The organism is Mycobacterium paraffinicum, from assembly GCF_001907675.1.
Taxonomy (GTDB): Bacteria; Actinomycetota; Actinomycetes; order Mycobacteriales; family Mycobacteriaceae; genus Mycobacterium; species Mycobacterium paraffinicum_A.
The window spans coordinates 14,372-35,209 of sequence record NZ_MPNT01000008.1; the positions used below are offsets into that span (position 1 = coordinate 14,372).

Below are 20,838 nucleotides of genomic sequence, written 5' to 3' on the forward strand. Positions count from 1 at the left end.
AATCAGATTACGCGCGCGGCACCGAAATCCCGTGCAGCCGCGCAGCTGTCGATGCCACGCCGATGGTGAACCTTTACCGCTGCGTGACCGACCGGGTTTCGGCGGCCCGGCGCGCGGCGGCGACGATGCCCTGGTAGCCGGTGCACCGACAGAAGTTGCCGGACAGGCCCTCGCGGATCTCGTGGTCACTGGGATCGGGGTTGTCGCGCAGCAGCGCCGTCAGCGACATCACGAAACCCGGCGTGCAGAAGCCGCATTGCAGCCCGTGACACTCGCGCAGCGCCGACTGCACGGGCGACAGCGTGCCGTCCGGCTCCGCGACGCCTTCGACCGTCGTCACCTCGGTCCCGTCGGCCTGCACCGCGAACAGCAGGCACGAGCGCACGGCCGCGCCGTCCACCAGCACCGTGCAGGCCCCGCACGCCCCGTGCTCGCAGCCCAGGTGGGTGCCGGTCAGCGCGCACTTCTCGCGCAGGAAGTCGGCCAGCGTCATCCGCGGTTCGACCGCGGCGGTGATCGGGGTTCCGTTGACGGACAGCTCGATTGGGTGTTCACGCATTGTCGGCCCCCGTCGTTGCTTCGGCTGTCGCTCGTGTCCAGGCGCGGGCGGCCATCGTGGCGCCTACCTGCAGCCGGTACGCCGCCGTGCCCTGCAGGTCGTTGGGAATGTCGTCGAGCCCCTTCATGGCGGCCTGGCCGATCTCCTCGGGAACCAGCTCGCCGACCGGCCTTCCGACGGCCGCGACCTCGGCCGCCGTCGCGCGCCGGACGGTGGACCCCATGCCCAGCAGCCCGATCGCGCAGCGCGACACCCGGTCGGTGTCGTCGAGCTGGACGGCGACCAGGGCGCCGGCGATCGCGAAATCGCCATGCCGGCGCGAGAATTCCTCGACCGCGAACCCGCATCGGCCGTCCCATATCGGGAACCGCACCCCGGTCAGCACCTCATCGGACGCCATCGTGGTCTCCCAGACGCCGGCGAAGAAGTCGGCGGCGGCGATCTCGCGCCGCCCGCGTGGCGATTGGACCTCCATCACCGCGTCCAGGCTCAAGGCGACCGCGGGGTATTCGCCGGCGGCGTCGGCGTGGGCGATCGACCCGCCCAGGGTGCCGCGGTTGCGGATCTGGAAGTGCCCGACGAACGGCGTCACCCGGGTCAGCAGCGGAACCGCTTGGCGCACTTGGTGATCGGAGCCCACGGCGGCCTCGGTGGTGCCGGCGCCGATCCACAGTTCGGCGCCCCTGCGCTCGATGCCCTGCAGCTCGGGCAGCCGTGAGATGTCGATGAGGTGGTCGAAGTAGGCCAACCGCATGGCCAGCATCGGCACCAGGCTCTGGCCGCCCGCGAGAATCTTCGCGTCGTCGCCCAGCTCGGCTAGCAGGCCCACGGCCTCGTCGATGGTCTCGGGCCGGTGGTAGTCGAACGCGGCCGGCTTCACCGTTGCGCCCGTTCGAGCAGGGCGGCGATCGACGCCGGGCTGGCCGGCAGCCGGGTGACCGTCACACCCAGCGGTGCCAGCGCGTCGTTGATGGCGTTGATCACCGCCGGCGTCGAGCCGATGGCCCCGCCCTCGCCGCAGCCTTTGTAGCCGCCGGGGCCGGGCCCGGGTATCTCGACGTGACCGAATTCGATGGGCGGGACCTCGGTGGCCGTGGGCAGCAGGTAGTCGACGAAGGTGGTGGCCAGCGGGTTGCCGTCGTCGTCGTAGACCATGTCCTCCATCAGGGCGCCGCCGATGCCCTGCACGGTGCCGCCGGCGATCTGGCCCTCCACCACCGAGGGGTTGATCATCGGCCCGACGTCCTCGCTGACGATGTAGCGCAGCAGCGTGACCTTGCCCGTCTGCACATCGACCTCGCAGGTGCAGGCGTGGGTGGCGTTGGCCCAGTGGATGGGGTTCGGTGAAGCGAAGCGGGCGGTCGCCTCCAGGCACGACGAGATGCCCGCGGGCAGCCCCTGTGGCGAGTAGTGGGCCGTGTAGGCCAGCTCGCCGAAGGACACCGACTTCGACGGGTCGTCCCGCACGGTTGCCGTCGAATGTTCCAGTAGCACTTCGGATTCGGCGACCTTGAGGTGGTGGGCGGCCAGCGCCACGATCTTCTCCCGCAGCAGGGTCCCCGCCTCGTTGACGGCCCCGGCGGTCATCGGCGCGCTGCGGCTGCCCTGCGTTCCGGCCCCGTACGGGGTGATCGCGGTATCACCCTGGATGGTGGCGACGTCATCGATGTCGGCGCCCAGCGCATCGGCGGTCAACTGGACGACCGTGGTCTCGATGCTGTTGCCGCTCGAGCCGCCGTTGACGTAGACGTTGATCTTGCCGGTGGGCTCCATGCGGATGGTGGCGCCCTCGGTGGCCAGGTGGCCGGTCGCCGCGCCGGTCGGCTCGACGTAGGCCGAAAAGCCGAGCCCCAGGTAGCGGCCCTGCGCCAGCGCTTCGGCCTGTTCCTTCCGAAAGCCTTCGTGGTCAAGGATTTTCACAGCCTGCTCGAACGTGTCGATCGGGGCGACGTGGTCGTACGGCATGCCGTTGGGGTTGACGTAGGGCATCTCGTCGCGGCGCAACAGGTTTCGCCGGCGCAGCTCGACCGGGTCGACGTTCATCTTGCGCGCGGCGATGTCCAGCAGGATCTCGCGGGCCAGTGTCTCGTACTGCCAGGGGCCGCGATAGGCGGCCAGGCCGCTGGTGTTGGAGAAGACCGTCTTGTAGTTGAAGCTGGCCTTGGACACCCGGTAGGGCCCCGGGAAGAACATGCCGATGGCGGCCGTGGTCAGCACCGGGTACGGCGTCGGGTAGGCGCCGACGTCCTGGACGAAGTCGATATCAGCCGCCGCGATGTTGCCCTCGTCATCGAACGCCATGCGCGCCGTGCCGTCGACGTGCCGCGCCTGCCCGGCCGACATCAGGTTCTCGCGCCGGTCCTCGATCCACTTCAGCGCCGCCGGCACCTTGCGGGCGGCGAGCATGATGCACATGTCCTCACGCATCGGGACGACCTTCTGACCGAAGCCGCCGCCGGTGTCGCGCATGATGACCCGAACGCGTTGTGCCGCAATGCCTAACAGCCGCGCGCAGAACGCCCGCAGTTCGTGCGGGGTCTGGGTGGACGCCCACATGGTGAGTTCGCCGGTGGCGGCCGTCCATTCGACGACCAGGCCGCGGGTTTCGATCGGCACCGGCGCGTAGATCTGCTGGTAGATCCGCTCTTCGACGACGCACGCCGCGCTGGCGAACAGCTCTTCGTCCGGCGGGGCGCCGCCCATCCCGCCGGCGACGTTGTTCGGGTAGGCGTCGTGCACCAGCACGGCGGAGGACTGCGCCCGGGTGAAGTCGGTGACGGCGGGCAGCGGCTCGTAGTCCACGTCGATGAGTTCCAGCGCGTCCTCGGCGACGTACCGGCTCTCGGCGACGACGAGCGCGACGGGGTCGCCGACGAACTTCGCCTCGCCCTCGGCCAGCGGCGGCCGCGGGGTGTCGGGCACGTCCTTGCCGGCGACGGCGTGCCAGGCCTCCCGCACGTCGGGGTTGAGGTCGGCGGCGGTGAACACCGCGCGCACGCCGGGCAGCGCCAGCGCGGCCGAGGCGTCGATGCCGTTGATCCGCGCCCGCGCGAACGGGCTGCGCACGAAGCAGGCGTGCAGCATGCCGGGCCGCGAGATGTCGTCGACGAAGCTGCCGCGGCCGGTGAGCAGCCGGCCGTCCTCGACCCGCTGCACCCGGGTGCCGGCGTAACGAGGGGCCGGGGCGGTGGCCGTCGCCTCCTGCGCCTGTTCGGTCATCGCGCTCCATCTGGTTGTCGCCGGATGAGAACCACGATGCCATCATAGGAGAGTGCCGTTATCGCAGTCGATAGCCGTCGGCGTCCTGCTGGCCGCGGGCGCTGGGCGGCGCTACGGCAAGCCCAAGGTGCTGGTCGACGGCTGGCTTGAGCTCGCGGTCGACGCCCTGCGGCGCGGGGGCTGCGCGGACGTGGTCGTCGTGCTGGGCGCCGCCCAGGTCGCGGTTCCGCCCGGGTCCAGCGCGGTCACGGCGCCGCGGTGGCGGGAGGGGCTGAGCGCCTCGGTCCGCGCCGGCCTGGCGCGGGCCGACCGCATGCGCGCGGACTACGCGGTGCTGCACGTCATCGACACCCCCGATGTCGGACCCGCGGTGGTGGCACGGGTCCTGGACCGCGCGATCGCGTCGCCCAGCGGGCTGGCGCGCGCCTCGTTCGGGGGCCGCCCGGGACATCCGGTGGTCATCGCCCGCCGGCACTGGCCCGAGGTGCTGTCGAGCATCTCCGGCGACCGGGGCGCGGGCGCGTTCCTGCGTACCCGGCACGACGTCGAGACCGTCGACTGCGCGGATCTCGCCGGCGGTCAGGACATCGACGAGCCCTAGGCCGCCGCGGGCGGGTCGGCCGCGGGCAGTGCCGCGTCTTGGGCGGCGGCGTGCACGCGATGGCGGACCAGATACCAGCCGCCGATCAGCCCGGGGACGCCGATGGCCATCGCGCCGAGCAACCACGGGCCCTGGACCTTGTCCAACAACATCAGCACCAGGACGCCGGCCAGAAACCCCAGCGTCAGGTAGCCGCTGTAGGGCGCCAACGGCATCCGGAACTGCGGCCGTTGCATCAATCCGGCGCGGGACAGCCGGTAGAACCGCAATTGGCTCGCCACGATCGTCCCCCAGGCGACCACGACGCCCACGGCGGCGATGTGGAGCACGATTTCGAACGCCTGGCTCGGTTTGACGGCGTTGAGCACGATCCCCAACAGGCCGACCGCGGCGGTGAGCAGGATCCCGCCGTACGGCACGCCGTTCTTGGTCATGGGCGCGGTGAATTTCGGCCCGCTGCCGTTGATCGCCATGGACCGCAGGATGCGGCCCGTGGAGTACAGCCCGGCATTCAGGCTGGAGAGCGCGGCGGTGAGCACGACGAGATTCATCACGCTGCCGGCCCCGCCGAAGCCGACCTTCGAGAAGAAGGTGACGAACGGGCTCACGTGGTCGCGATAGGCGGTGTGTGGCAGCAGCAGCGCCAGCAGGACCGTCGACCCGATGTAGAAGACGGCGATGCGAAAGACCACGGAGTTGATCGCGCGCGGCATGATCTTGTGCGGATTCGGGGTCTCGCCGGCCGCGATGCCGACGAGCTCGACGGCGGCGTAGGCGAAGACCACCCCCGAGGTGACCAGCACCAGGGGCAGCAAGCCGGCCGGCAGGAGCCCGCCGTGGCTGTCCCAGAGCGCCACGCCGGGATCGCGACCGTCGACCTTGAAGCGGCCGATCAGAAAGACCGTGCCGACGACGAGGAAGGTCACCAGCGCGAGAACCTTGATCAGCGAGGCCCAGAATTCCAGCTCGCCGAACAGCCTGACCGAGATCAGGTTCATCGCCAACACGATGACCAGCGCGATCAGCGCCAGCGTCCACTGCGGGACGGTCCTGAACGTCGTCCAGTAGTGGCAGTAGTGCGCGATCGCGGTGGTGTCCACGATCCCGGTCATCGCCCAGTTCACGAAGTACAGCCACCCCGCCGCGAAGGCGGCCTTCTCGCCGAAGAACTCACGCGCGTACGACACGAAGGATCCCGAGGACGGGCGGTACAGCACCAGCTCGCCGAGGGCGCGCAGGATCAGGAAGACGAAGATGCCGCAGACCCCGTACACCAGAAACAGCCCCGGCCCCGCCGATGCGAGCCGTCCGCCGGCGCCGAGGAACAGGCCCGTGCCGATGGCGCCGCCGAGGCCGATCATCTGGATTTGGCGGTTGTTCAGGCCCTTGTGATAGCCCGACTCTTCACGGGCGAGCCGCGCGGCGGCGCTGTCTTGCGATGACATGGGGTCCTGCCGTGTTCGGCTCCGGGAAAGGCTCAGGCTAACCCACCGGTGCTCCGACGCGCTCGCCCAGTGGTCGCGCCACACCGATTGATGCCCCCGGGAACAAGACGGCGACGGGCGCCGTTAGCATGATCGACAAGTTGAGCGAACTGCACTCAATGCTGGGTTGACACCACGGTGCCGGCGAGAGCAGTCTTGAGCGGGGTTCACTCAGCATAGTGGCACCAAAGAAGCTCTACTCAATCAGGAGGAATCACTATGGCTCGTGCGGTCGGTATCGACCTCGGGACCACCAACTCCGTCGTCGCAGTTCTCGAGGGCGGTGACCCCGTCGTCGTCGCCAACTCCGAGGGCTCACGGACGACCCCGTCCATCGTCGCTTTCGCGCGTAACGGCGAGGTGCTCGTCGGTCAGCCCGCCAAGAACCAGGCGGTGACCAACGTCGACCGCACCATCCGTTCGGTCAAGCGGCACATGGGCACCGATTGGTCCATCGAGATCGATGACAAGAAATACACCGCCCAGGAGATCAGCGCCCGGGTGCTGATGAAGCTGAAGCGCGACGCCGAGGCGTACCTGGGTGAGGACATCACCGACGCCGTCATTACCGTGCCGGCGTACTTCAACGACGCCCAGCGGCAGGCGACCAAGGAAGCCGGCCAGATCGCCGGCCTCAACGTGCTGCGCATCGTCAACGAGCCGACCGCGGCGGCCCTGGCCTACGGCCTGGACAAGGGCGAGAAGGAACAGACCATCCTGGTCTTCGACCTCGGCGGTGGCACCTTCGACGTGTCGCTGTTGGAGATCGGCGAGGGTGTCGTCGAGGTCCGCGCCACCAGCGGTGACAACCACCTCGGTGGGGACGACTGGGACGACCGGATCGTCAACTGGCTCGTCGACAAGTTCAAGGGCACCAGCGGCATCGACCTGACCAAGGACAAGATGGCGATGCAGCGGCTGCGTGAGGCCGCCGAGAAGGCCAAGATCGAGCTCTCGAGTTCGCAGAGCACCTCGATCAACCTGCCCTACATCACGGTCGACGCGGACAAGAATCCGCTGTTCCTCGACGAGCAGCTGACCCGCGCCGAATTCCAGCGCATCACCCAGGACCTGCTGGACCGCACCCGTCAGCCGTTCCAGTCCGTGATCAAGGACGCCGGCATCTCGGTGTCCGAGATCGACCACGTGGTGCTGGTGGGTGGTTCTACCCGCATGCCCGCGGTGTCGGACCTGGTCAAGGAGATGACCGGCGGCAAGGAGCCCAACAAGGGCGTGAACCCCGATGAAGTTGTCGCGGTGGGAGCGGCTCTTCAGGCAGGTGTGTTGAAGGGCGAGGTGAAAGACGTTCTGCTGCTTGACGTCACGCCGCTGAGCCTGGGTATCGAGACCAAGGGTGGCGTGATGACCAAGCTCATCGAGCGCAACACCACGATCCCCACCAAGCGGTCGGAGACCTTCACCACGGCCGACGACAACCAGCCGTCGGTGCAGATCCAGGTCTACCAGGGCGAGCGCGAAATCGCCTCGCACAACAAGCTGCTCGGCTCCTTCGAGCTGACCGGCATCCCGCCGGCTCCGCGCGGGGTCCCGCAGATCGAGGTCACCTTCGACATCGACGCCAACGGCATCGTGCACGTCACGGCCAAGGACAAGGGCACCGGCAAGGAGAACACGATCAAGATCCAGGAGGGCTCCGGCCTGTCCAAGGAGGAGATCGACCGGATGATCAAGGACGCCGAGGCGCACGCCGAGGAGGACCGTCAGCGTCGCGAAGAGGCCGACATCCGCAACCAGGCCGAGACGCTGGTCTACCAGACGGAGAAGTTCGTCGCCGAACAGCGTGGCGCCGAGGGCGGTTCGAAGGTCCCTGAGGACACCCTGAACAAGGTGGACGCCGCCGTGGCCGAGGCCAAGTCGGCGCTGGGCGGCACCGACATCTCCGCGATCAAGTCGGCGATGGAGAAGCTGGGCCAGGAGTCCCAGGCGCTCGGCCAGGCCATCTACGAGGCGACCCAGGCGGCCGGCGGTGCCGGCGGCGACGGCGCCGGTGGCCCGCAGGCCGGTTCCGCTGACGACGTGGTGGACGCGGAGGTGGTCGACGACGACCGGGAGGCCAAGTGACGGAGGGATTTCACCAACCGGATGGCAACCCACACGAACCGGTGACCGTCACCGACAAGCGGCGGATCGACCCCGAAACCGGCGAAGTCCGGCAGTCCCCTCCCGGCTCCGAGCCGGGAGGGGCTGCGCCGGGCGACTTCTCGGGTGAATCACCTGAGGAGGCCGGCAAGGCCGCCGAACTGCTGGGCGACCTGCAACGGGTGCAGGCCGACTTCGCCAACTACCGCAAGCGTGCGCTGCGCGACCAGCAGGCCGCGGCGGACCGGGCCAAGGCCGGCGTCGTCAGCCAATTGCTGGGCGTGCTCGACGATCTCGAGCGGGCGCGCAAGCACGGCGACCTGGAGTCCGGCCCGCTGAAGTCGGTGGCCGACAAGCTGACCGGCGCCCTGACCGGACTCGGCCTGGTCGCGTTCGGTGAGGAAGGCGAGGACTTCGACCCGGTGTTGCACGAAGCGGTGCAGCACGAGGGCGACGGCGGCGACGGCTCCAAGCCGGTGATCGGCACGGTCATGCGGCAGGGTTACAAACTGGGCGACCAGGTCCTTCGGCACGCCCTGGTCGGCGTCATCGACACGGTGGCCGACGAGGGCGCTCCGGCGGCCGAGCCGGTCGAATCGGGCGATAACCCCGGCGCATCCGGTGAATAGACCACACAATCAGCACAACAACAACAGAACAGAAAGGTGGGAGGGGGTGACGCGACATGGCCCAGCGTGAATGGGTCGAAAAGGACTTCTACAAGGAGCTGGGCGTCTCCTCTGACGCCAGTCCCGAAGAGATCAAACGCGCATACCGGAAGCTAGCGCGCGACCTGCATCCGGACGCCAATCCCGACAATCCGGCCGCCGGCGAGCGATTCAAGGCGGTCTCGGAAGCGCACAACGTGTTGTCGGATCCGGCCAAGCGCAAGGAGTACGACGAAACCCGCCGCCTGTTCGCGGGCGGCGGGTTCGGCGGTCGCCGGTTCGAAACCGGCGGCTTCGGTGGCTTCAACGTCGGTGGTGACGGCGCCGAGTTCAACCTCAACGATTTGTTCGACGCCGCAGGCCGAAGCGGCGGCACCAACATCGGTGACCTGTTCGGCGGCTTGTTCGGGCGCGGTGCCGGCGCCCGTCCCAGCCGGCCGCGACGCGGCAACGACCTGGAGACCGAGACGCAGCTGGACTTCGTGGAGGCCGCCAAGGGTGTGGCCATGCCGTTGCGGCTGACCAGCCCGGCGCCGTGCACCAACTGCCACGGCAGCGGCGCGCGGCCGGGCACCAGCCCCAAGGTGTGTCCCACCTGCAACGGCTCCGGCGTGGTCAGCCGCAACCAGGGGGCGTTCGGCTTCTCCGAACCCTGCACCGACTGCCGGGGCAGCGGCTCGATCATCGAGCACCCCTGCGAGGAGTGCAAGGGCACCGGGGTCACCACCCGGACCCGCACCATCAACGTGCGGATCCCGCCCGGCGTCGAGGACGGGCAACGCATCCGGCTGCCCGGGCAGGGCGAGGCCGGGCTGCGCGGGGCCCCGTCGGGCGACCTGTACGTGACGGTACATGTGCGCCCGGACAACGTGTTTGGCCGCGACGGCGACGACCTCACCGTGACCGTCCCCGTCAGCTTCAGCGAGTTGGCTTTGGGCTCAACGATTTCGGTGCCCACCCTGGACGGCAAGGTCGGCGTCCGAGTGCCCAAGGGCACCTCCGACGGCCGCATCCTGCGGGTGCGGGGTCGGGGTGTCCCCAAGCGCAGCGGCGGCAACGGGGACCTGCTGGTCACCGTCAAGGTCGCCGTGCCGCCCAATCTGGAGGGCGCCGCGGCCGAGGCGCTGGAGGCGTACGCGGCCGCCGAGCGGGCCAGTGGGTTCGATCCGCGAGCGGGCTGGGCAGGTAACCGCTGATGGCGAAGAATTCACGGGAGGAATCCCGGACGTTCCTGATCTCGGTGGCCGCTGAGCTGGCCGGCATGCACGCCCAAACCCTGCGCACCTACGATCGCCTCGGCCTGGTCAGCCCGCGCCGCACTTCCGGTGGGGGACGGCGTTATTCGGAGCACGACGTCGATCTCCTGCGCGAGGTGCAGCGGCTGTCCCAGGACGAGGGCGTCAACCTGGCCGGCATTAAGCGCATCATCGAGCTGACCAACCAGGTCGAGGCCTTGCAGGCGCGGGTGAAGGAGCTCACCGAGGAGCTGGCGCAGGTGCGCGCCGGCCAGCGCCGCGATCTGGCGGTGGTGCCCAAGAGCACCGCAGTGGTGGTCTGGCAGCCGCGCAGGGGCCGTTAGCCTTCAGTCCTCGGGCAGTTTGTCGAGGGTTTTGCGGGCTTCCTTGCGGAAGATCTCGTGCTCGTCGTCGAGGTATTTCGCGACGGCGTCGCGCACACCCGTAGCGCGTTGACGCACCAGCGCCTTCATGGCCGGGATTCGGGAGGCCGGATACGGAAGCTGGCTCACCGCTAGCTCTTTCGCCTCCTCGGTCTTGATTTGGCCGATCCATTCCACCAGCAGCGATTTGGTGGGAAAGTCGCGCTCGGAGCGAATCAGGGCGGCGATACGCGGGAAGTCGGAGCGCTCGCAAATTTTGGCCAGCGCGAAGCCGGCGGCTTCGAGTTCCAGGTTGCTGAGCGGAGGCTCGATGTTGAACTGATCAAACAGGACGTCTACGGCGGCGCGGTTTCCTTTGGCGTGCTTAGTGATCAGGTTACGGATCAGTCCGGCACGCCACGCCCGGCGGTCCTCATTACGAGGAACGCGTTCATCGAGGTGTTGCAGCCAGTCCACGACGATTGGCACCGCCTGCGGATAGTCGTTGGGTGAGTTCACCAATTCCCAGACTGTGTCTTCGGGGATGCCTGCGGCGTCGAGTTCCCGTTTCATCGCCTGCTCGGATTCCGGCCAAGTAGCGGGGTCGCCTGGTGATCTCATGAGAGGTTGATGCTTTGATCGATCTCCACGTTCAACCCCGGGTAGTCCGTTCGCAAGGTGTCCTCCACGCTGCCGACGTTGGTGCGGCCTTTGTCCACCACGATGACCAACTTGTAGCCGTTGTCCCGTGCCCACTGTGCCATGTCCCGGATCTGCCGCGTGGCGTCCAGCTTCTGCACGTTCTTCACCTCGCGCACCACGTGATTGCGGTCATCGATCTCATCCGGAATTCGTGTTCTGATCGCGCCTGTCTGCGGGTCGGTCACACGAATCGGTCGCTTGGCGTCTTGGTCGATGCCGGCGAGTTGTTCGGCGCGGCGGCCCTTGAGGCGGTTGTCGTTGACCCGTTGCGTCGGAGTCGGATCCACCCGTCGTGGCACCAGGGTGAGCAGCGTCTTCACCGTAGGCAACGCGGCGTTCATGGCGGTGGTGGCCGACGTCAGGTCCGTCATCGAGGCGGTGGCCGTGGTCCGCAGCGCCGTGTTCAGCCCGTTGATCTGGGTGACCGCCGTCGCGATGAACGTCCGCTTGATGGCCTCGGTGATGAGGTGCAGTTGCGGCGGATAACCGTCGAGAATCTTGACGATCAGATCGAGATGGCGGACGACGAAGGCCATGTCGTCCTTGACCGATTTGAGCTTGTCCCCGTAGTCCTTGGCCGCGCGCGACAGATCCCCGCACGCGCCGGCGATGTCGGTGCTGACGACGCGCGCCTCGTTGAGCCGGTCGACGACGAAGGCGATCTCCGCCGCCTCGACATCGACGATGAGCCGCTGTTCCTCCGGTCCGGGCTCGTCGTCGATGTGCACCAAGTCGTGCCCGAACGTCTCCCACGCCGACCCGACCGCATGCACCCGGTCGGGGTGCCCGTCGGGCCAGCCGTCGGTGATCTGGCCACGCACCAGGTCCCAGTGCGGTGGTTCCGGGTCGCCGCCCCCGGCGACCGAGCCGACATCGACCGCCGCGTCGATGTAGGTCCCGGCGGACTGGCCCGGCGGGGTGATCGGCCCCCCGAACGCGTCGCGCTGGTTGAGGGTGGAGGCCTCTTCGGTCTCGTCGTGGTTGATGCCGTCCTGGCGCAGCAGCGTACCGAGGTTGTCGAAGACGTTGACCAGCCGGAAGGAGACCTGGCCGGCCTCGTCGGCGGCGGTGTCGAAGGCCGCCGCCCACTGTGGGCCGACCCCGTGCGTCCCGGCGGCGTTGGCGGCCTGGACGCCGGCGAGTTTGCGCAACGCGGCGGCGGCGTGGTCGCTGTTCTCCTTATAGGCAGCGGCCGCGTCGTAGAACAATTCCGGATCGACGTCCGTCACTCCCCGCCCCGCTCTCCCACCGGCAAACCGATTCTATGGCAGCCTGGGATTTCGCGTTTACACCCGGAAAGGGGCCACCCCATGTCGTATGACCTGACGGTCTACGCGGCCGGCAACGTCGACGATAAGGAGTTGGAGGCGATCGTCGAATCCGTCCCCGGGCTGTCGATCGGGGACAGCGGGGACGGCGAGGTCACCGTGGTGCGCGGCAAAGACGAAACCTATGCATTCACCGTGTTCGGGCCCCACGAAATCGAGCCCGAGGACGTGCCCGACGACGTCGTGCCCTACGTTCTCGAGCCGGCCATCAGCTGGCAGATCAGCGTCGAGGGCAGCGACCCGGCCGAGGTCCGGCCGGCCCGGCGGTTCGCCAAGGCGTTGGCCGTCGCGGCGGGGGGCGTGGCGGTCGACGAACAGACCGAGGACATCCTCGGCGCCCGAGGGGCTCGCAAGGCCAGCCGACCCAACAGCGAGTTGATCCGAGTCCTCAAGCTTGATTGGTACTCGCCGGTGTCGGCGCCCAACGCCCCGACGCTCTGGCTCGAACTCGCGAGAAAGCTCCTCCCCGAGGCGCTTCCGCGCCGCTTCGGCGAATCGGACCCGCTGCGTTACCGACTAGACCGCGACGGTGACGCCCGGTTCGTGGACGTCTATTCCGATGTGGCGCGGTTCAAGGCGACGTTCCCCTGCCTCGAGGGCGGGCTCTTCCCGAAAGAGTGGGGCGGTGTCTGCGTCGACACTCTGTGGATTGTGGCCGAGCCGCTGGACGACCCGCGCTGGCGAAACTCCGTGCGCCGGTTCTTCGTCGAGTTCGCCCGCCGGCGCGGCAGCGTGCTGGCTACCGGCGAGGTGCTGCGCAACCACAAGCTTTCCGGGCCGACCGACGTCAACAAGGACGTCAGCGGCCTGTTGCGCGGGGCGGACGGGATACTCGGCCTACCGTCCCACCCGATCTGGTGGATCTGGTTCGGCACCGACTACCTGCCGATCGTCCGCGAGTACCTGCCGCCCCAACACACCACGTTCTACGACGAGGGGGCGCTTTTCGCCGCCACCGAGGAGCCCACGGACCGCGGCCAGCTCGCGGCGCTGCCCGATCCGTTCCCGAAAAGCCTCCGGGTCGGCGAGATTCCGCCGGAATACGGGCCGCCGAACAGCCCGACCAATACGCCGGCCGCTATCCGCCCCACATCGCGGTGTTGACCTCTGCGTTGTGGGTGTAGTTGCGGTGCGCGATGTGCGCGTTGAGGTGCATGTCGAACACCTGCTCGCTCGTTTCGTCCGCCCAGCGCTGCCAGTGCTGCACCCGCTCGAGAAAGACGTCGAACCCCACGCCCTCCCACGTGCCCTGCAGGCCTTGCAGATCCTTGGCCACCACGGACAGGCGGTCTTTCATCGTCAGGCAGAACTGGCGCATCGCGTCGGCCGCGTCCACCAGCTCGTTTTCGTTGACGGTGCGTCGCGCCATGATCACATCCCCGGGGGTTCGAGGGCTCGAAAGGCGTTGGCCCCGTTGCTTTCCATGTGTGCGTAGGCATTGGCCGCCGCCGACAGCGATTCCCCGATCCAACGCAGGTCGGCGAGCATGGCTTCGCATTCTTCGTCGATCTCCGACCAGACGTTGAGGTATGCCGTGGCCGCCTGCCCCGTCCAGGTGCGGCGAAGGTCGCCCATCTGCGTCCCCAATTTGCGCCGCAGGCCCTCGATCTCGTCCGCCGCGCCGGTGGTGTCCCTGGATGCGCGGGTCAGCTCGGCGCAGTAGACGCGCAGCTCGTTGGCCCCCATGGTGAGCAGGCTACCCTCGGCGCATGGGTTGGCGCGACACAGTGACGGAGCGGGCGCAGGCGGACCTGGACAGCCTGGTCGACGCCGCAGTCACCTTCGCGGCCGAGCGCATCGCCGCGGCGGGCGAGTTCCTACCGTTCGCGCTGGCCGTGTCCGCTCAGGGTCAGCGCCAGGCCATCCAGCCGAACTACCCGCGCGGCCGGGATCTACAGGTGGCCGAGCAGCTCGCCGCCCAGTGGCGCGGGCTCATCGAGGTGAAGGACTCGCTGCGCGCCGCAGTGGTGGCGGTGAACGTGACGCTGACCGAACAGCACCGGGACGGCATCGAGCTGACCGCCGAGCACCGCGAGGGCGTGGCGATCGGATTGATCTTCCCCTACATGCTGGACGCGGACGGCCGGCTGGCGCTGGAGTCGCCGTCGGCTCACCGGGCGGAGCGCCGCGTCTGGGTCGCGTGAGCGCTACGTCGGCGGCGGCAGGTCCCTGAGCTTCGCGAGCGCGTCGGCGACCCGGGTCTCCAGGTCGACAATGTCCTCGTCCGCCCACTCGTCGGCGAATTCGGTTGCCTCGCCGATTGCTTCGTTGATTCGCCTGGTCACCTCCTGGGCGCCCAGGGCCAGTATGTCGGGATCGATGACCAGGCCGGTCAGGCGCAGGTGGCCGTTCATGGTCACCTCGACCGTGCCGGTCTGGTCGCTGACCACGATCGCCACCCGTTGCATCCGGCGGACCTGTTCGTCGAGAAGCGCTATGACCGCCTGGAAGTGCTCGATCATCCTCCCGATCTGGGGGTGCGCCGGGTCGGACATAACGAATCCCTATGCGTGAATGGCGAATTGGGAGACCGCGGGCTCGCCCGGCCGCGCGCAGCGGTAGCCGCCGCGGCGCAGCGCGTCAGTCGGCGCGGTCATCGGCTCGAAGCAGACGATCCGCGTCGCGGGGTCGTCGCCGGTGGGCGCGAAGATCTGCGTGGCCGGATACCCGCGTTCGAAGTGCACCTCGATGCGGCGCCCGCCGCCGGAGACCGCGAACACCGCGCCGTCGGGCACCTCGTCGTAGGCGTCGTCGAAAGCCTTGTCTCCCAGAAACTCCGACAGGGCCGGCTGAGGTTCGGATTCGCCGGTGGGCAGCCCAACGTCGTCGAGGAGTAGGTGTCGCAGCGGCGGGGCTTCGATCACCCACTCGGCGCGCGGCACGTCGGGCAGCTGCAGGTAGGGGTGAAAGCCGAAGCACAGCGGGACGGCGCGGGCGCCGGTCGCCGTCACCGTGGTGCGCACCGTCAGTGTCCGCTCGGCCAGCCGCACCGCCACCGTCACGAGATGCGGGTAGGGGAAACTGGCCAGCAGCTGCGGATCGGCGGCGAAGTCCAACTCGGCGACCAACTCGTCGGCCGACTCGGCCGTCACCCGCCAGCCCGGGTAGGCCGCCACCACGCCGTGGATCGGCAAGCCGTTGGGATCGGCGCGGACCCCGTTCTCGCCCGGCGTCAGCGTCGTCGTCACGCCTTCGGCCGTATAGGTGTTCGCGCCCAACCGGTTTGCCCAGGGATACAGGATCGGGATCCCCATCGTCTTGCCCGCCGTCACATAGGCGTCCAGCCCGCGCCGTTGTCCGAGCAGCTCCACGCCGGCATCGCTCAGCGAGGTGCCGATCATGCCCGCCTCGGGCACGAATTGCGCGGCCAACGCCGATGCCTGGTCGCGCAGGGTGACGACGCGCATGCCTACCTCCACAGTGGGTCGTGCTGAATGCGTTCCGGCGGAGCGCCTTTGGCGATCAGGGCGGCCTTGGTGGCCCGCACCATCGCCGGACCGCCGCAGATCAGGATCTGCCGGTCGCCCCACCCGCCGTACTTGGTGACGACCTCGGGGAGCCGGCCGGTTTGGCGCACGTGCAGGCCGCGCGGCGGCGTGCAGTCGGGATAGTCGGCGGCCCACGCCGGGTCGGCGCTGTATTCGGACACCGGCGAGACCGACAGCCACGGATTGTGGGAGGCCACCTGCCACAGGGTCGGCAGGTCGTAGAGCTCGCAGCGGTAGCGGGCGCCGAAGAACAGGTGCACGCGCGGGTTCACCGCGTACCGGCACAGGTCCATGATCAGCGCCCGCAGGGGCGCCAGCCCGGTGCTGCCGGCGACCATAAGCACGTCACCGCCGTTCCGGTCGACCCGCAGGCCGCCGTGCGGGCTGGACATCCGCCATCGGTCGCCGGGCCGCGTCTCGTTGACGATGGCTGTGCTGACGAGGCCGCCGGGCACGACGCGGACGTGGAACTCGATGCCGCCGCCCGGGTCCGCCGGGATGGCGGGGGACAGGTATCGCCAGCGGCGCGGGCATTGCGGGACTTGGACGTTGACGTACTGGCCAGCGTGGTAGTCCATCGGCCGGTCGAGCTGGAGCCGGACGACGGCGAGATCGCGGGACACCCGCATGTGCTCGATCACCGTGCCGTCCCACCAGGCGGGGCCCTCCTCGGCGTCGGCCGCGCCCCGCATCACCCCGGTGATCAGGTTCAGCGACTGGGTGGCGGCCTCGTCGACGGCGTCGGTCCACGCCTCGCCGAGGTAAGTCCGCAACGACGAGAACAAGGCCTGCCGCAAGGTGTCGTAATGCTGGGGCAGCACACCGTATTTGCGGTGATCCCGGCCGAGCTGGGCGAGAAAGGCGACCGGTTCCTGGGCGCGCTGGTCGACGAGTTCGCCGTAGACCCAACGCAGGGCGTGGGCGAAAGCGGTGCGCTGATCCCCCATTTCGGGCGGGAACAGGTCGCGCACCGAGGCGTCGAGGCCGAACCAGTGGGTGTAGAACCGCCGGACCAGCTCGTTGTCGGGCCCGGCCCCATCCCGCGCGAACGCGTCGCGCAGCAACCGCAACGCGTCGGTGTCCTCGAGCCCCACGGGGCCCGATTCTAGGCTCGCCGCGCTCGGGGAACATTTTCAATGGTTAGTGAAATGATACCGTCGTCGTATGCCGCCACCTGCCGCTTCCGCCGCGGGCGCCCAAAGACGCAGGGGCCGCCGCCAGGGCGAGCCGGTCTCCAAGGACGTGGTACTGCGCGCGGCCAAGCGGCGGTTTGCCGCCCAGGGCTTCGACAAGACGACGCTGCGTCAGATCGCCGACGACGCCCGCGTGGACGCCGCGATGGTGCTGTACCTGTTCGGTTCCAAGGCCGAGCTGTTCCGTGAGTCGATGCGGCTGGTCCTGGACGGCGACGTGCTGGTCGCCGCGATGGTCGACGGCGAGCGCGAGGACGTCGGGGAGCGGTTGGTGCGGGCCTACCTGCGGATCTGGGAAGAGCCGGATACCGGGCCGACCATGGTCGCCATGCTGCACTCGGCGATGCTGAATTCCGATGCGTACGAGGCCTTCCGCGAATTCATGCGCGGCTACGTGATGACCGCCATCTCCGGCGTCCTGGGCGAGGGCCCCGACACGGTGCTGCGGGCCAACCTGGCCGGGACCAACCTGGTGGGGACCGCGTTGTTCCGCTACGTGATGCGGGTGGGGCCGCTGGCCGAGCTCCGCGCCGACGAGGTCGTCGGGCTGATCGCGCCGAGCGTGCAGCGCTACCTGACCGGGGACGCCGACGAGCTCGGCCTGCCGGCGTCCTATCGCCCGTGACCGGGCTCAGCCCTGGTTGACGGTGTTGGCCGTCCCGGCGTTGGCGACGTTCGGTGAACCCCAGTGGTATGTCACCGCGTTGCCGGTTCCGGAGGTGCTCACCGCGTCCGCGCTGTCGACCGCGACGCGGTTGCGGTGGCCGGAGACGCTGACGCTGGTGCAGTGGCCGGTGACTGTGACCGTGTTCGTCTGGCCGCTGACCGAGAGGTAGCCGCCCTGGCAGCGGACGGTCTTCGTCGTACCGGTGCCGTTGACCTGCAACGTTCCCGCCTCGGGAACGGTGGCCGACGGGCCGTCGGCGCCGAGGTCGGTGCGGAACCCCGCGACGGCCAGCCCCGCCAGCGCCAGCCCGCCCACCGCGACGGCCAGCCTGACGGGACGGGAAGCCCGGCGGGCGGCGGCCTCGTTCTGGGGCTGTTCTGTCTGCGTCATCGTTACTCGGGTACCCCGTGCGCCGTAGGACTCAAAACCCGTTAGAGTTGAGCGGAACACACTCAACCTTGACGACGTTGAACATCCCGACAAGCATTTTCCCTACTGATCGAACGGAGGCGTCGTGGACTCTTTCAACCCGACAACCAAGACGCAAGCGGCGCTGACCTCGGCGCTCCAGGCGGCGTCGGCCGCCGGTAACCCCGAGATCCGGCCCGCGCACCTGCTGATGGCCCTGCTGACGCAGGCCGACGGCATCGCGGGACCGCTGCTGGAGGCTGTCGGCGTCCAGCCCGCGACCATCCGCGCCGAGGCGGAGCGCCTGGTCGAGCGGCTGCCCCAGGCCAGCGGCGCCAGCTCGCAGCCCCAGCTGTCGCGCGAATCGCTGGCCGCCATCACCACCGCCCAGCAACTGGCCACCGAGATGGACGACGAGTACGTCTCCACCGAGCACCTGCTGGTCGGCCTGGCCACCGGCGACTCCGACGTCGCCAAGCTGCTGACGGGCCACGGCGCGTCGCCGCAGGCGCTGCGCGACGGCTTCGTCAAGGTGCGCGGCAGCGCCCGCGTCACCAGCCCCGAGCCGGAGGCCACCTACCAGGCGCTGGAGAAGTACTCGACCGACCTGACCGCCCGCGCCCGCGAGGGCAAGCTCGACCCGGTCATCGGCCGCGACAACGAGATCCGCCGCGTCGTGCAGGTGCTGAGCCGGCGCACCAAGAACAACCCCGTGCTGATCGGTGAGCCCGGCGTCGGTAAGACCGCGATCGTGGAGGGCCTGGCCCAGCGCATCGTCGCCGGTGACGTGCCCGAGAGCCTGCGCGACAAGACCGTCATCAGCCTGGACCTGGGCTCGATGGTGGCCGGCGCCAAGTACCGCGGCGAGTTCGAGGAGCGGCTCAAGGCCGTCCTCGACGACATCAAGAACTCCGCCGGCCAGATCATCACGTTCATCGACGAGCTGCACACCATCGTCGGCGCCGGTGCGACCGGCGAGGGCGCGATGGACGCCGGCAACATGATCAAGCCGATGCTGGCCCGCGGCGAACTGCGCCTCGTCGGCGCCACCACGCTCGACGAGTACCGCAAGTACATCGAGAAGGACGCCGCGCTGGAGCGCCGCTTCCAGCAGGTGCTGGTCGGCGAGCCGTCCGTGGAGGACACCGTCGGCATCCTGCGCGGCCTGAAGGACCGCTACGAGGTGCACCACGGGGTGCGCATCACCGACTCGGCCCTGGTGGCCGCGGCCACTTTGAGCGACCGCTACATCACGGCCCGCTTCCTGCCGGACAAGGCCATCGACCTGGTCGACGAGGCCGCCAGCCGGCTGAAGATGGAGATCGACTCCCGGCCCGTCGAGATCGACGAGGTCGAGCGGCTGGTGCGCCGCCTCGAGATCGAGGAGATGGCGCTGGCCAAGGAGGAGGACGAGGCGTCCAAGGAGCGGCTGGAGAAGCTGCGCTCCGAGCTGGCCGACCAGAAGGAGAAGCTGGCCGAGCTGACCACCCGCTGGCAGAACGAGAAGAACGCCATCGACGTCGTCCGCGAGCTCAAGGAGCAGCTCGAGGCGCTGCGCGGGGAGTCCGAGCGCGCCGAGCGCGACGGCGACCTGGCCAAGGCCGCCGAGCTGCGGTACGGGCGCATCCCCGAGGTCGAGAAGAAGCTCGACGCGGCGCTGCCCCAGGCCGAGGCCCGGGAGAACGTGATGCTCAAGGAGGAGGTCGGACCCGACGACATCGCCGAGGTGGTGTCGGCGTGGACCGGCATCCCCGCCGGGCGGATGCTCGAGGGCGAGACCGCCAAGCTGCTGCGCATGGAGGACGAGCTGGGCAAGCGCGTCATCGGACAGAAGCGCGCGGTGACGGCCGTGTCCGACGCGGTACGTCGCAGCCGGGCCGGGGTCGCCGACCCCAACCGGCCGACCGGGTCCTTCATGTTCCTGGGGCCGACCGGTGTCGGTAAGACCGAGCTGGCCAAAGCGCTGGCGGAGTTCCTGTTCGACGACGAGCGCGCCATGGTCCGCATCGACATGAGCGAGTACGGCGAGAAGCACTCGGTCGCCCGGCTCGTCGGCGCCCCGCCCGGATACATCGGCTACGACCAGGGCGGCCAGCTGACCGAGGCGGTGCGGCGGCGTCCCTACACGGTGATCCTGTTCGACGAGATCGAAAAGGCGCACCCGGACGTGTTCGACGTGCTGCTGCAGGTCCTCGACGAGGGCCGGCTGACCGACGGGCAGGGCCGCACGGTCGACTTCCGCAACACCATCCTGATCCTGACGTCCAACCTCGGGTCGGGCGGCAGCGAGGAGCAGGTGATGGCCGCGGTGCGCTCGGCGTTCAAGCCGGAGTTCATCAACCGGCTCGACGACGTGATCATCTTCCACGGTCTCGAGCCCGGCGAGCTGGTGTCGATCGTCGACATCCAGCTGGCCCAGCTGCAGAAGCGGCTGGCGCAGCGCCGCCTCACGCTGGAGGTGTCGCTGCCCGCCAAGCAGTGGCTGGCGCAGCGCGGGTTCGACCCGGTGTACGGGGCGCGGCCGTTGCGCCGGCTGGTGCAGCAGGCCATCGGCGACCAGCTGGCCAAGCTGCTGCTGGCCGGTGACGTTCACGACGGCGACACCGTGCCGGTGAACGTCAGCCCGGACGGCGATTCGCTGATCCTGGGCTGAGGCGGCTCGAACGTCGACTTGTTGTCGGCATTTCATCCGAAATCGCCCAACAAGTCGACGTTCGGCGCGAGAGGGGTGTTACTTGGGTGGCGACCCGCTTGCGCCGCGCTTGCGATCGCCACGCTGTAACTCGGTTGTGACCGACCGGACTTCTTTATTCCGGAGCAAATG

Annotated in this window: 21 protein-coding genes; 9 read left to right on the plus strand and 12 right to left on the minus strand. The window is 68.9% G+C overall.

What is annotated here, in order from left to right; translation table 11 throughout:
• Positions 1–73: 73 nt before the first annotated feature.
• Genes BRW65_RS10855 through BRW65_RS10865 form a run of 3 tightly spaced genes read right to left on the minus strand, consistent with a single transcriptional unit; the run spans position 74 to position 3,778 of the window.
• The gene (locus BRW65_RS10855; RefSeq protein ID WP_073874382.1) at positions 74–559 is read right to left on the minus strand and encodes a (2Fe-2S)-binding protein; all 486 of its coding nucleotides are present in this window, start codon (positions 557–559) and stop codon (positions 74–76) included.
• Positions 552–1,439, minus strand: a complete 888-nt coding sequence (locus BRW65_RS10860) for an FAD binding domain-containing protein (RefSeq protein WP_073874384.1) — start codon at positions 1,437–1,439, stop codon at positions 552–554. Before BRW65_RS10860 ends, BRW65_RS10855 begins: the two co-directional genes overlap by 8 nt.
• Entirely contained in the window at positions 1,436–3,778 is a 2,343-nt protein-coding gene (locus tag BRW65_RS10865; protein ID WP_073874386.1) for a xanthine dehydrogenase family protein molybdopterin-binding subunit, read from the minus strand. Before BRW65_RS10865 ends, BRW65_RS10860 begins: the two co-directional genes overlap by 4 nt.
• A gap of 52 nt (positions 3,779–3,830) precedes the next feature.
• Between BRW65_RS10865 and BRW65_RS10870 the strand changes: the two genes are divergently transcribed.
• The gene (locus tag BRW65_RS10870; RefSeq protein ID WP_073874388.1) at positions 3,831–4,379 is read left to right on the plus strand and encodes a nucleotidyltransferase family protein; all 549 of its coding nucleotides are present in this window, start codon (positions 3,831–3,833) and stop codon (positions 4,377–4,379) included.
• Here BRW65_RS10870 and BRW65_RS10875 read toward each other — a convergent pair.
• Positions 4,376–5,824 (minus strand): amino acid permease, encoded by a 1,449-nt coding sequence (locus tag BRW65_RS10875; protein WP_073874390.1) that lies wholly within the window; start codon positions 5,822–5,824, stop codon positions 4,376–4,378. The two genes, BRW65_RS10870 and BRW65_RS10875, sit on opposite strands and share 4 nt — an antisense overlap.
• Positions 5,825–6,082: 258 nt before the next feature.
• Between BRW65_RS10875 and dnaK the strand changes: the two genes are divergently transcribed.
• Genes dnaK through BRW65_RS10895 form a run of 4 tightly spaced genes read left to right on the plus strand, consistent with a single transcriptional unit; the run spans position 6,083 to position 10,210 of the window.
• Positions 6,083–7,945 (plus strand): molecular chaperone DnaK, encoded by a 1,863-nt coding sequence (gene dnaK, locus BRW65_RS10880; protein ID WP_073874392.1) that lies wholly within the window; start codon positions 6,083–6,085, stop codon positions 7,943–7,945.
• Complete coding sequence (gene grpE / locus BRW65_RS10885; protein ID WP_073874394.1) at positions 7,942–8,592, plus strand: nucleotide exchange factor GrpE; 651 nt, start codon at positions 7,942–7,944, stop codon at positions 8,590–8,592. The genes dnaK and grpE overlap by 4 nt, the downstream gene beginning before the upstream one ends.
• Positions 8,593–8,648: 56 nt before the next feature.
• Entirely contained in the window at positions 8,649–9,827 is a 1,179-nt protein-coding gene (gene dnaJ, locus BRW65_RS10890; RefSeq protein WP_073874396.1) for a molecular chaperone DnaJ, read from the plus strand.
• Positions 9,827–10,210: a heat shock protein transcriptional repressor HspR gene (locus BRW65_RS10895; RefSeq protein WP_067268708.1), complete on the plus strand. Its 384-nt coding sequence runs from the start codon at positions 9,827–9,829 to the stop codon at positions 10,208–10,210. Before dnaJ ends, BRW65_RS10895 begins: the two co-directional genes overlap by 1 nt.
• 3 nt (positions 10,211–10,213) lie before the next feature.
• Here the strand turns inward: BRW65_RS10895 and BRW65_RS10900 are convergent, their stop codons facing one another.
• Both BRW65_RS10900 and BRW65_RS10905 read right to left on the minus strand, forming a co-directional pair.
• Positions 10,214–10,801, minus strand: a complete 588-nt coding sequence (locus BRW65_RS10900) for a hypothetical protein (protein ID WP_067760014.1) — start codon at positions 10,799–10,801, stop codon at positions 10,214–10,216.
• Between the two features lie 44 nt (positions 10,802–10,845).
• Positions 10,846–12,159 carry a putative toxin gene (locus tag BRW65_RS10905; RefSeq protein ID WP_073874398.1) on the minus strand — a complete coding sequence of 438 codons (1,314 nt, stop codon included), beginning with the start codon at positions 12,157–12,159 and terminating at the stop codon, positions 10,846–10,848.
• 81 nt (positions 12,160–12,240) lie between these two features.
• Here BRW65_RS10905 and BRW65_RS10910 point away from each other — a divergent pair, with 81 nt between their 5' ends.
• Positions 12,241–13,362: a hypothetical protein gene (locus BRW65_RS10910; RefSeq protein WP_073874400.1), complete on the plus strand. Its 1,122-nt coding sequence runs from the start codon at positions 12,241–12,243 to the stop codon at positions 13,360–13,362.
• Here BRW65_RS10910 and BRW65_RS10915 read toward each other — a convergent pair.
• Both BRW65_RS10915 and BRW65_RS10920 read right to left on the minus strand, forming a co-directional pair.
• Positions 13,337–13,627 carry a WXG100 family type VII secretion target gene (locus tag BRW65_RS10915; RefSeq protein ID WP_139272993.1) on the minus strand — a complete coding sequence of 97 codons (291 nt, stop codon included), beginning with the start codon at positions 13,625–13,627 and terminating at the stop codon, positions 13,337–13,339. The genes BRW65_RS10910 and BRW65_RS10915 overlap by 26 nt on opposite strands.
• 2 nt (positions 13,628–13,629) lie before the next feature.
• Complete coding sequence (locus tag BRW65_RS10920) at positions 13,630–13,944, minus strand: WXG100 family type VII secretion target (RefSeq protein ID WP_073874404.1); 315 nt, start codon at positions 13,942–13,944, stop codon at positions 13,630–13,632.
• Between the two features lie 23 nt (positions 13,945–13,967).
• Between BRW65_RS10920 and BRW65_RS10925 the strand changes: the two genes are divergently transcribed.
• Positions 13,968–14,402, plus strand: coding sequence for a hypothetical protein (locus BRW65_RS10925; RefSeq protein ID WP_073874406.1), 435 nt, complete (start codon positions 13,968–13,970; stop codon positions 14,400–14,402).
• A gap of 3 nt (positions 14,403–14,405) precedes the next feature.
• Here the strand turns inward: BRW65_RS10925 and BRW65_RS10930 are convergent, their stop codons facing one another.
• Genes BRW65_RS10930 through BRW65_RS10940 form a run of 3 tightly spaced genes read right to left on the minus strand, consistent with a single transcriptional unit; the run spans position 14,406 to position 16,840 of the window.
• Complete coding sequence (locus BRW65_RS10930; RefSeq protein ID WP_073874408.1) at positions 14,406–14,753, minus strand: YbaB/EbfC family nucleoid-associated protein; 348 nt, start codon at positions 14,751–14,753, stop codon at positions 14,406–14,408.
• 9 nt (positions 14,754–14,762) lie between these two features.
• Positions 14,763–15,665 (minus strand): aldose 1-epimerase, encoded by a 903-nt coding sequence (locus tag BRW65_RS10935; RefSeq protein ID WP_073874410.1) that lies wholly within the window; start codon positions 15,663–15,665, stop codon positions 14,763–14,765.
• Positions 15,666–15,667: 2 nt separating this feature from the next.
• Positions 15,668–16,840, minus strand: a complete 1,173-nt coding sequence (locus tag BRW65_RS10940) for an FAD-binding oxidoreductase (protein WP_073874412.1) — start codon at positions 16,838–16,840, stop codon at positions 15,668–15,670.
• A 70-nt stretch (positions 16,841–16,910) separates the two neighbouring features.
• Here BRW65_RS10940 and BRW65_RS10945 point away from each other — a divergent pair, with 70 nt between their 5' ends.
• Positions 16,911–17,564 (plus strand): TetR family transcriptional regulator, encoded by a 654-nt coding sequence (locus BRW65_RS10945; RefSeq protein WP_073874414.1) that lies wholly within the window; start codon positions 16,911–16,913, stop codon positions 17,562–17,564.
• Positions 17,565–17,570: 6 nt separating this feature from the next.
• Here BRW65_RS10945 and BRW65_RS10950 read toward each other — a convergent pair whose 3' ends face one another.
• The gene (locus BRW65_RS10950; protein WP_073874416.1) at positions 17,571–17,996 is read right to left on the minus strand and encodes a DUF3060 domain-containing protein; all 426 of its coding nucleotides are present in this window, start codon (positions 17,994–17,996) and stop codon (positions 17,571–17,573) included.
• Between the two features lie 124 nt (positions 17,997–18,120).
• Here BRW65_RS10950 and clpB point away from each other — a divergent pair, with 124 nt between their 5' ends.
• Positions 18,121–20,667, plus strand: coding sequence for an ATP-dependent chaperone ClpB (gene clpB, locus BRW65_RS10955; protein ID WP_073874418.1), 2,547 nt, complete (start codon positions 18,121–18,123; stop codon positions 20,665–20,667).
• The last annotated feature ends 171 nt before the right edge of the window (positions 20,668–20,838 follow it).

What these genes read in the sequence shown, in the direction of transcription:
- BRW65_RS10855 (WP_073874382.1), bottom strand. Translation starts at nt 559, where the DNA reads ATGCGTGAACACCCAATCGAGCTGTCCGTCAACGGAACCCCGATCACC.
- BRW65_RS10865 (WP_073874386.1), bottom strand. Translation starts at nt 3,778, where the DNA reads ATGACCGAACAGGCGCAGGAGGCGACGGCCACCGCCCCGGCCCCTCGT.
- BRW65_RS10875 (WP_073874390.1), bottom strand. Translation starts at nt 5,824, where the DNA reads ATGTCATCGCAAGACAGCGCCGCCGCGCGGCTCGCCCGTGAAGAGTCG.
- dnaK (WP_073874392.1), top strand. Translation starts at nt 6,083, where the DNA reads ATGGCTCGTGCGGTCGGTATCGACCTCGGGACCACCAACTCCGTCGTC.
- dnaJ (WP_073874396.1), top strand. Translation starts at nt 8,649, where the DNA reads ATGGCCCAGCGTGAATGGGTCGAAAAGGACTTCTACAAGGAGCTGGGC.
- BRW65_RS10895 (WP_067268708.1), top strand. Translation starts at nt 9,827, where the DNA reads ATGGCGAAGAATTCACGGGAGGAATCCCGGACGTTCCTGATCTCGGTG.
- BRW65_RS10900 (WP_067760014.1), bottom strand. Translation starts at nt 10,801, where the DNA reads ATGAAACGGGAACTCGACGCCGCAGGCATCCCCGAAGACACAGTCTGG.
- BRW65_RS10910 (WP_073874400.1), top strand. Translation starts at nt 12,241, where the DNA reads ATGTCGTATGACCTGACGGTCTACGCGGCCGGCAACGTCGACGATAAG.
- BRW65_RS10915 (WP_139272993.1), bottom strand. Translation starts at nt 13,627, where the DNA reads ATGGCGCGACGCACCGTCAACGAAAACGAGCTGGTGGACGCGGCCGAC.
- BRW65_RS10920 (WP_073874404.1), bottom strand. Translation starts at nt 13,944, where the DNA reads ATGGGGGCCAACGAGCTGCGCGTCTACTGCGCCGAGCTGACCCGCGCA.
- BRW65_RS10925 (WP_073874406.1), top strand. Translation starts at nt 13,968, where the DNA reads ATGGGTTGGCGCGACACAGTGACGGAGCGGGCGCAGGCGGACCTGGAC.
- BRW65_RS10930 (WP_073874408.1), bottom strand. Translation starts at nt 14,753, where the DNA reads ATGTCCGACCCGGCGCACCCCCAGATCGGGAGGATGATCGAGCACTTC.
- BRW65_RS10935 (WP_073874410.1), bottom strand. Translation starts at nt 15,665, where the DNA reads ATGCGCGTCGTCACCCTGCGCGACCAGGCATCGGCGTTGGCCGCGCAA.
- BRW65_RS10945 (WP_073874414.1), top strand. Translation starts at nt 16,911, where the DNA reads ATGCCGCCACCTGCCGCTTCCGCCGCGGGCGCCCAAAGACGCAGGGGC.
- BRW65_RS10950 (WP_073874416.1), bottom strand. Translation starts at nt 17,996, where the DNA reads ATGACGCAGACAGAACAGCCCCAGAACGAGGCCGCCGCCCGCCGGGCT.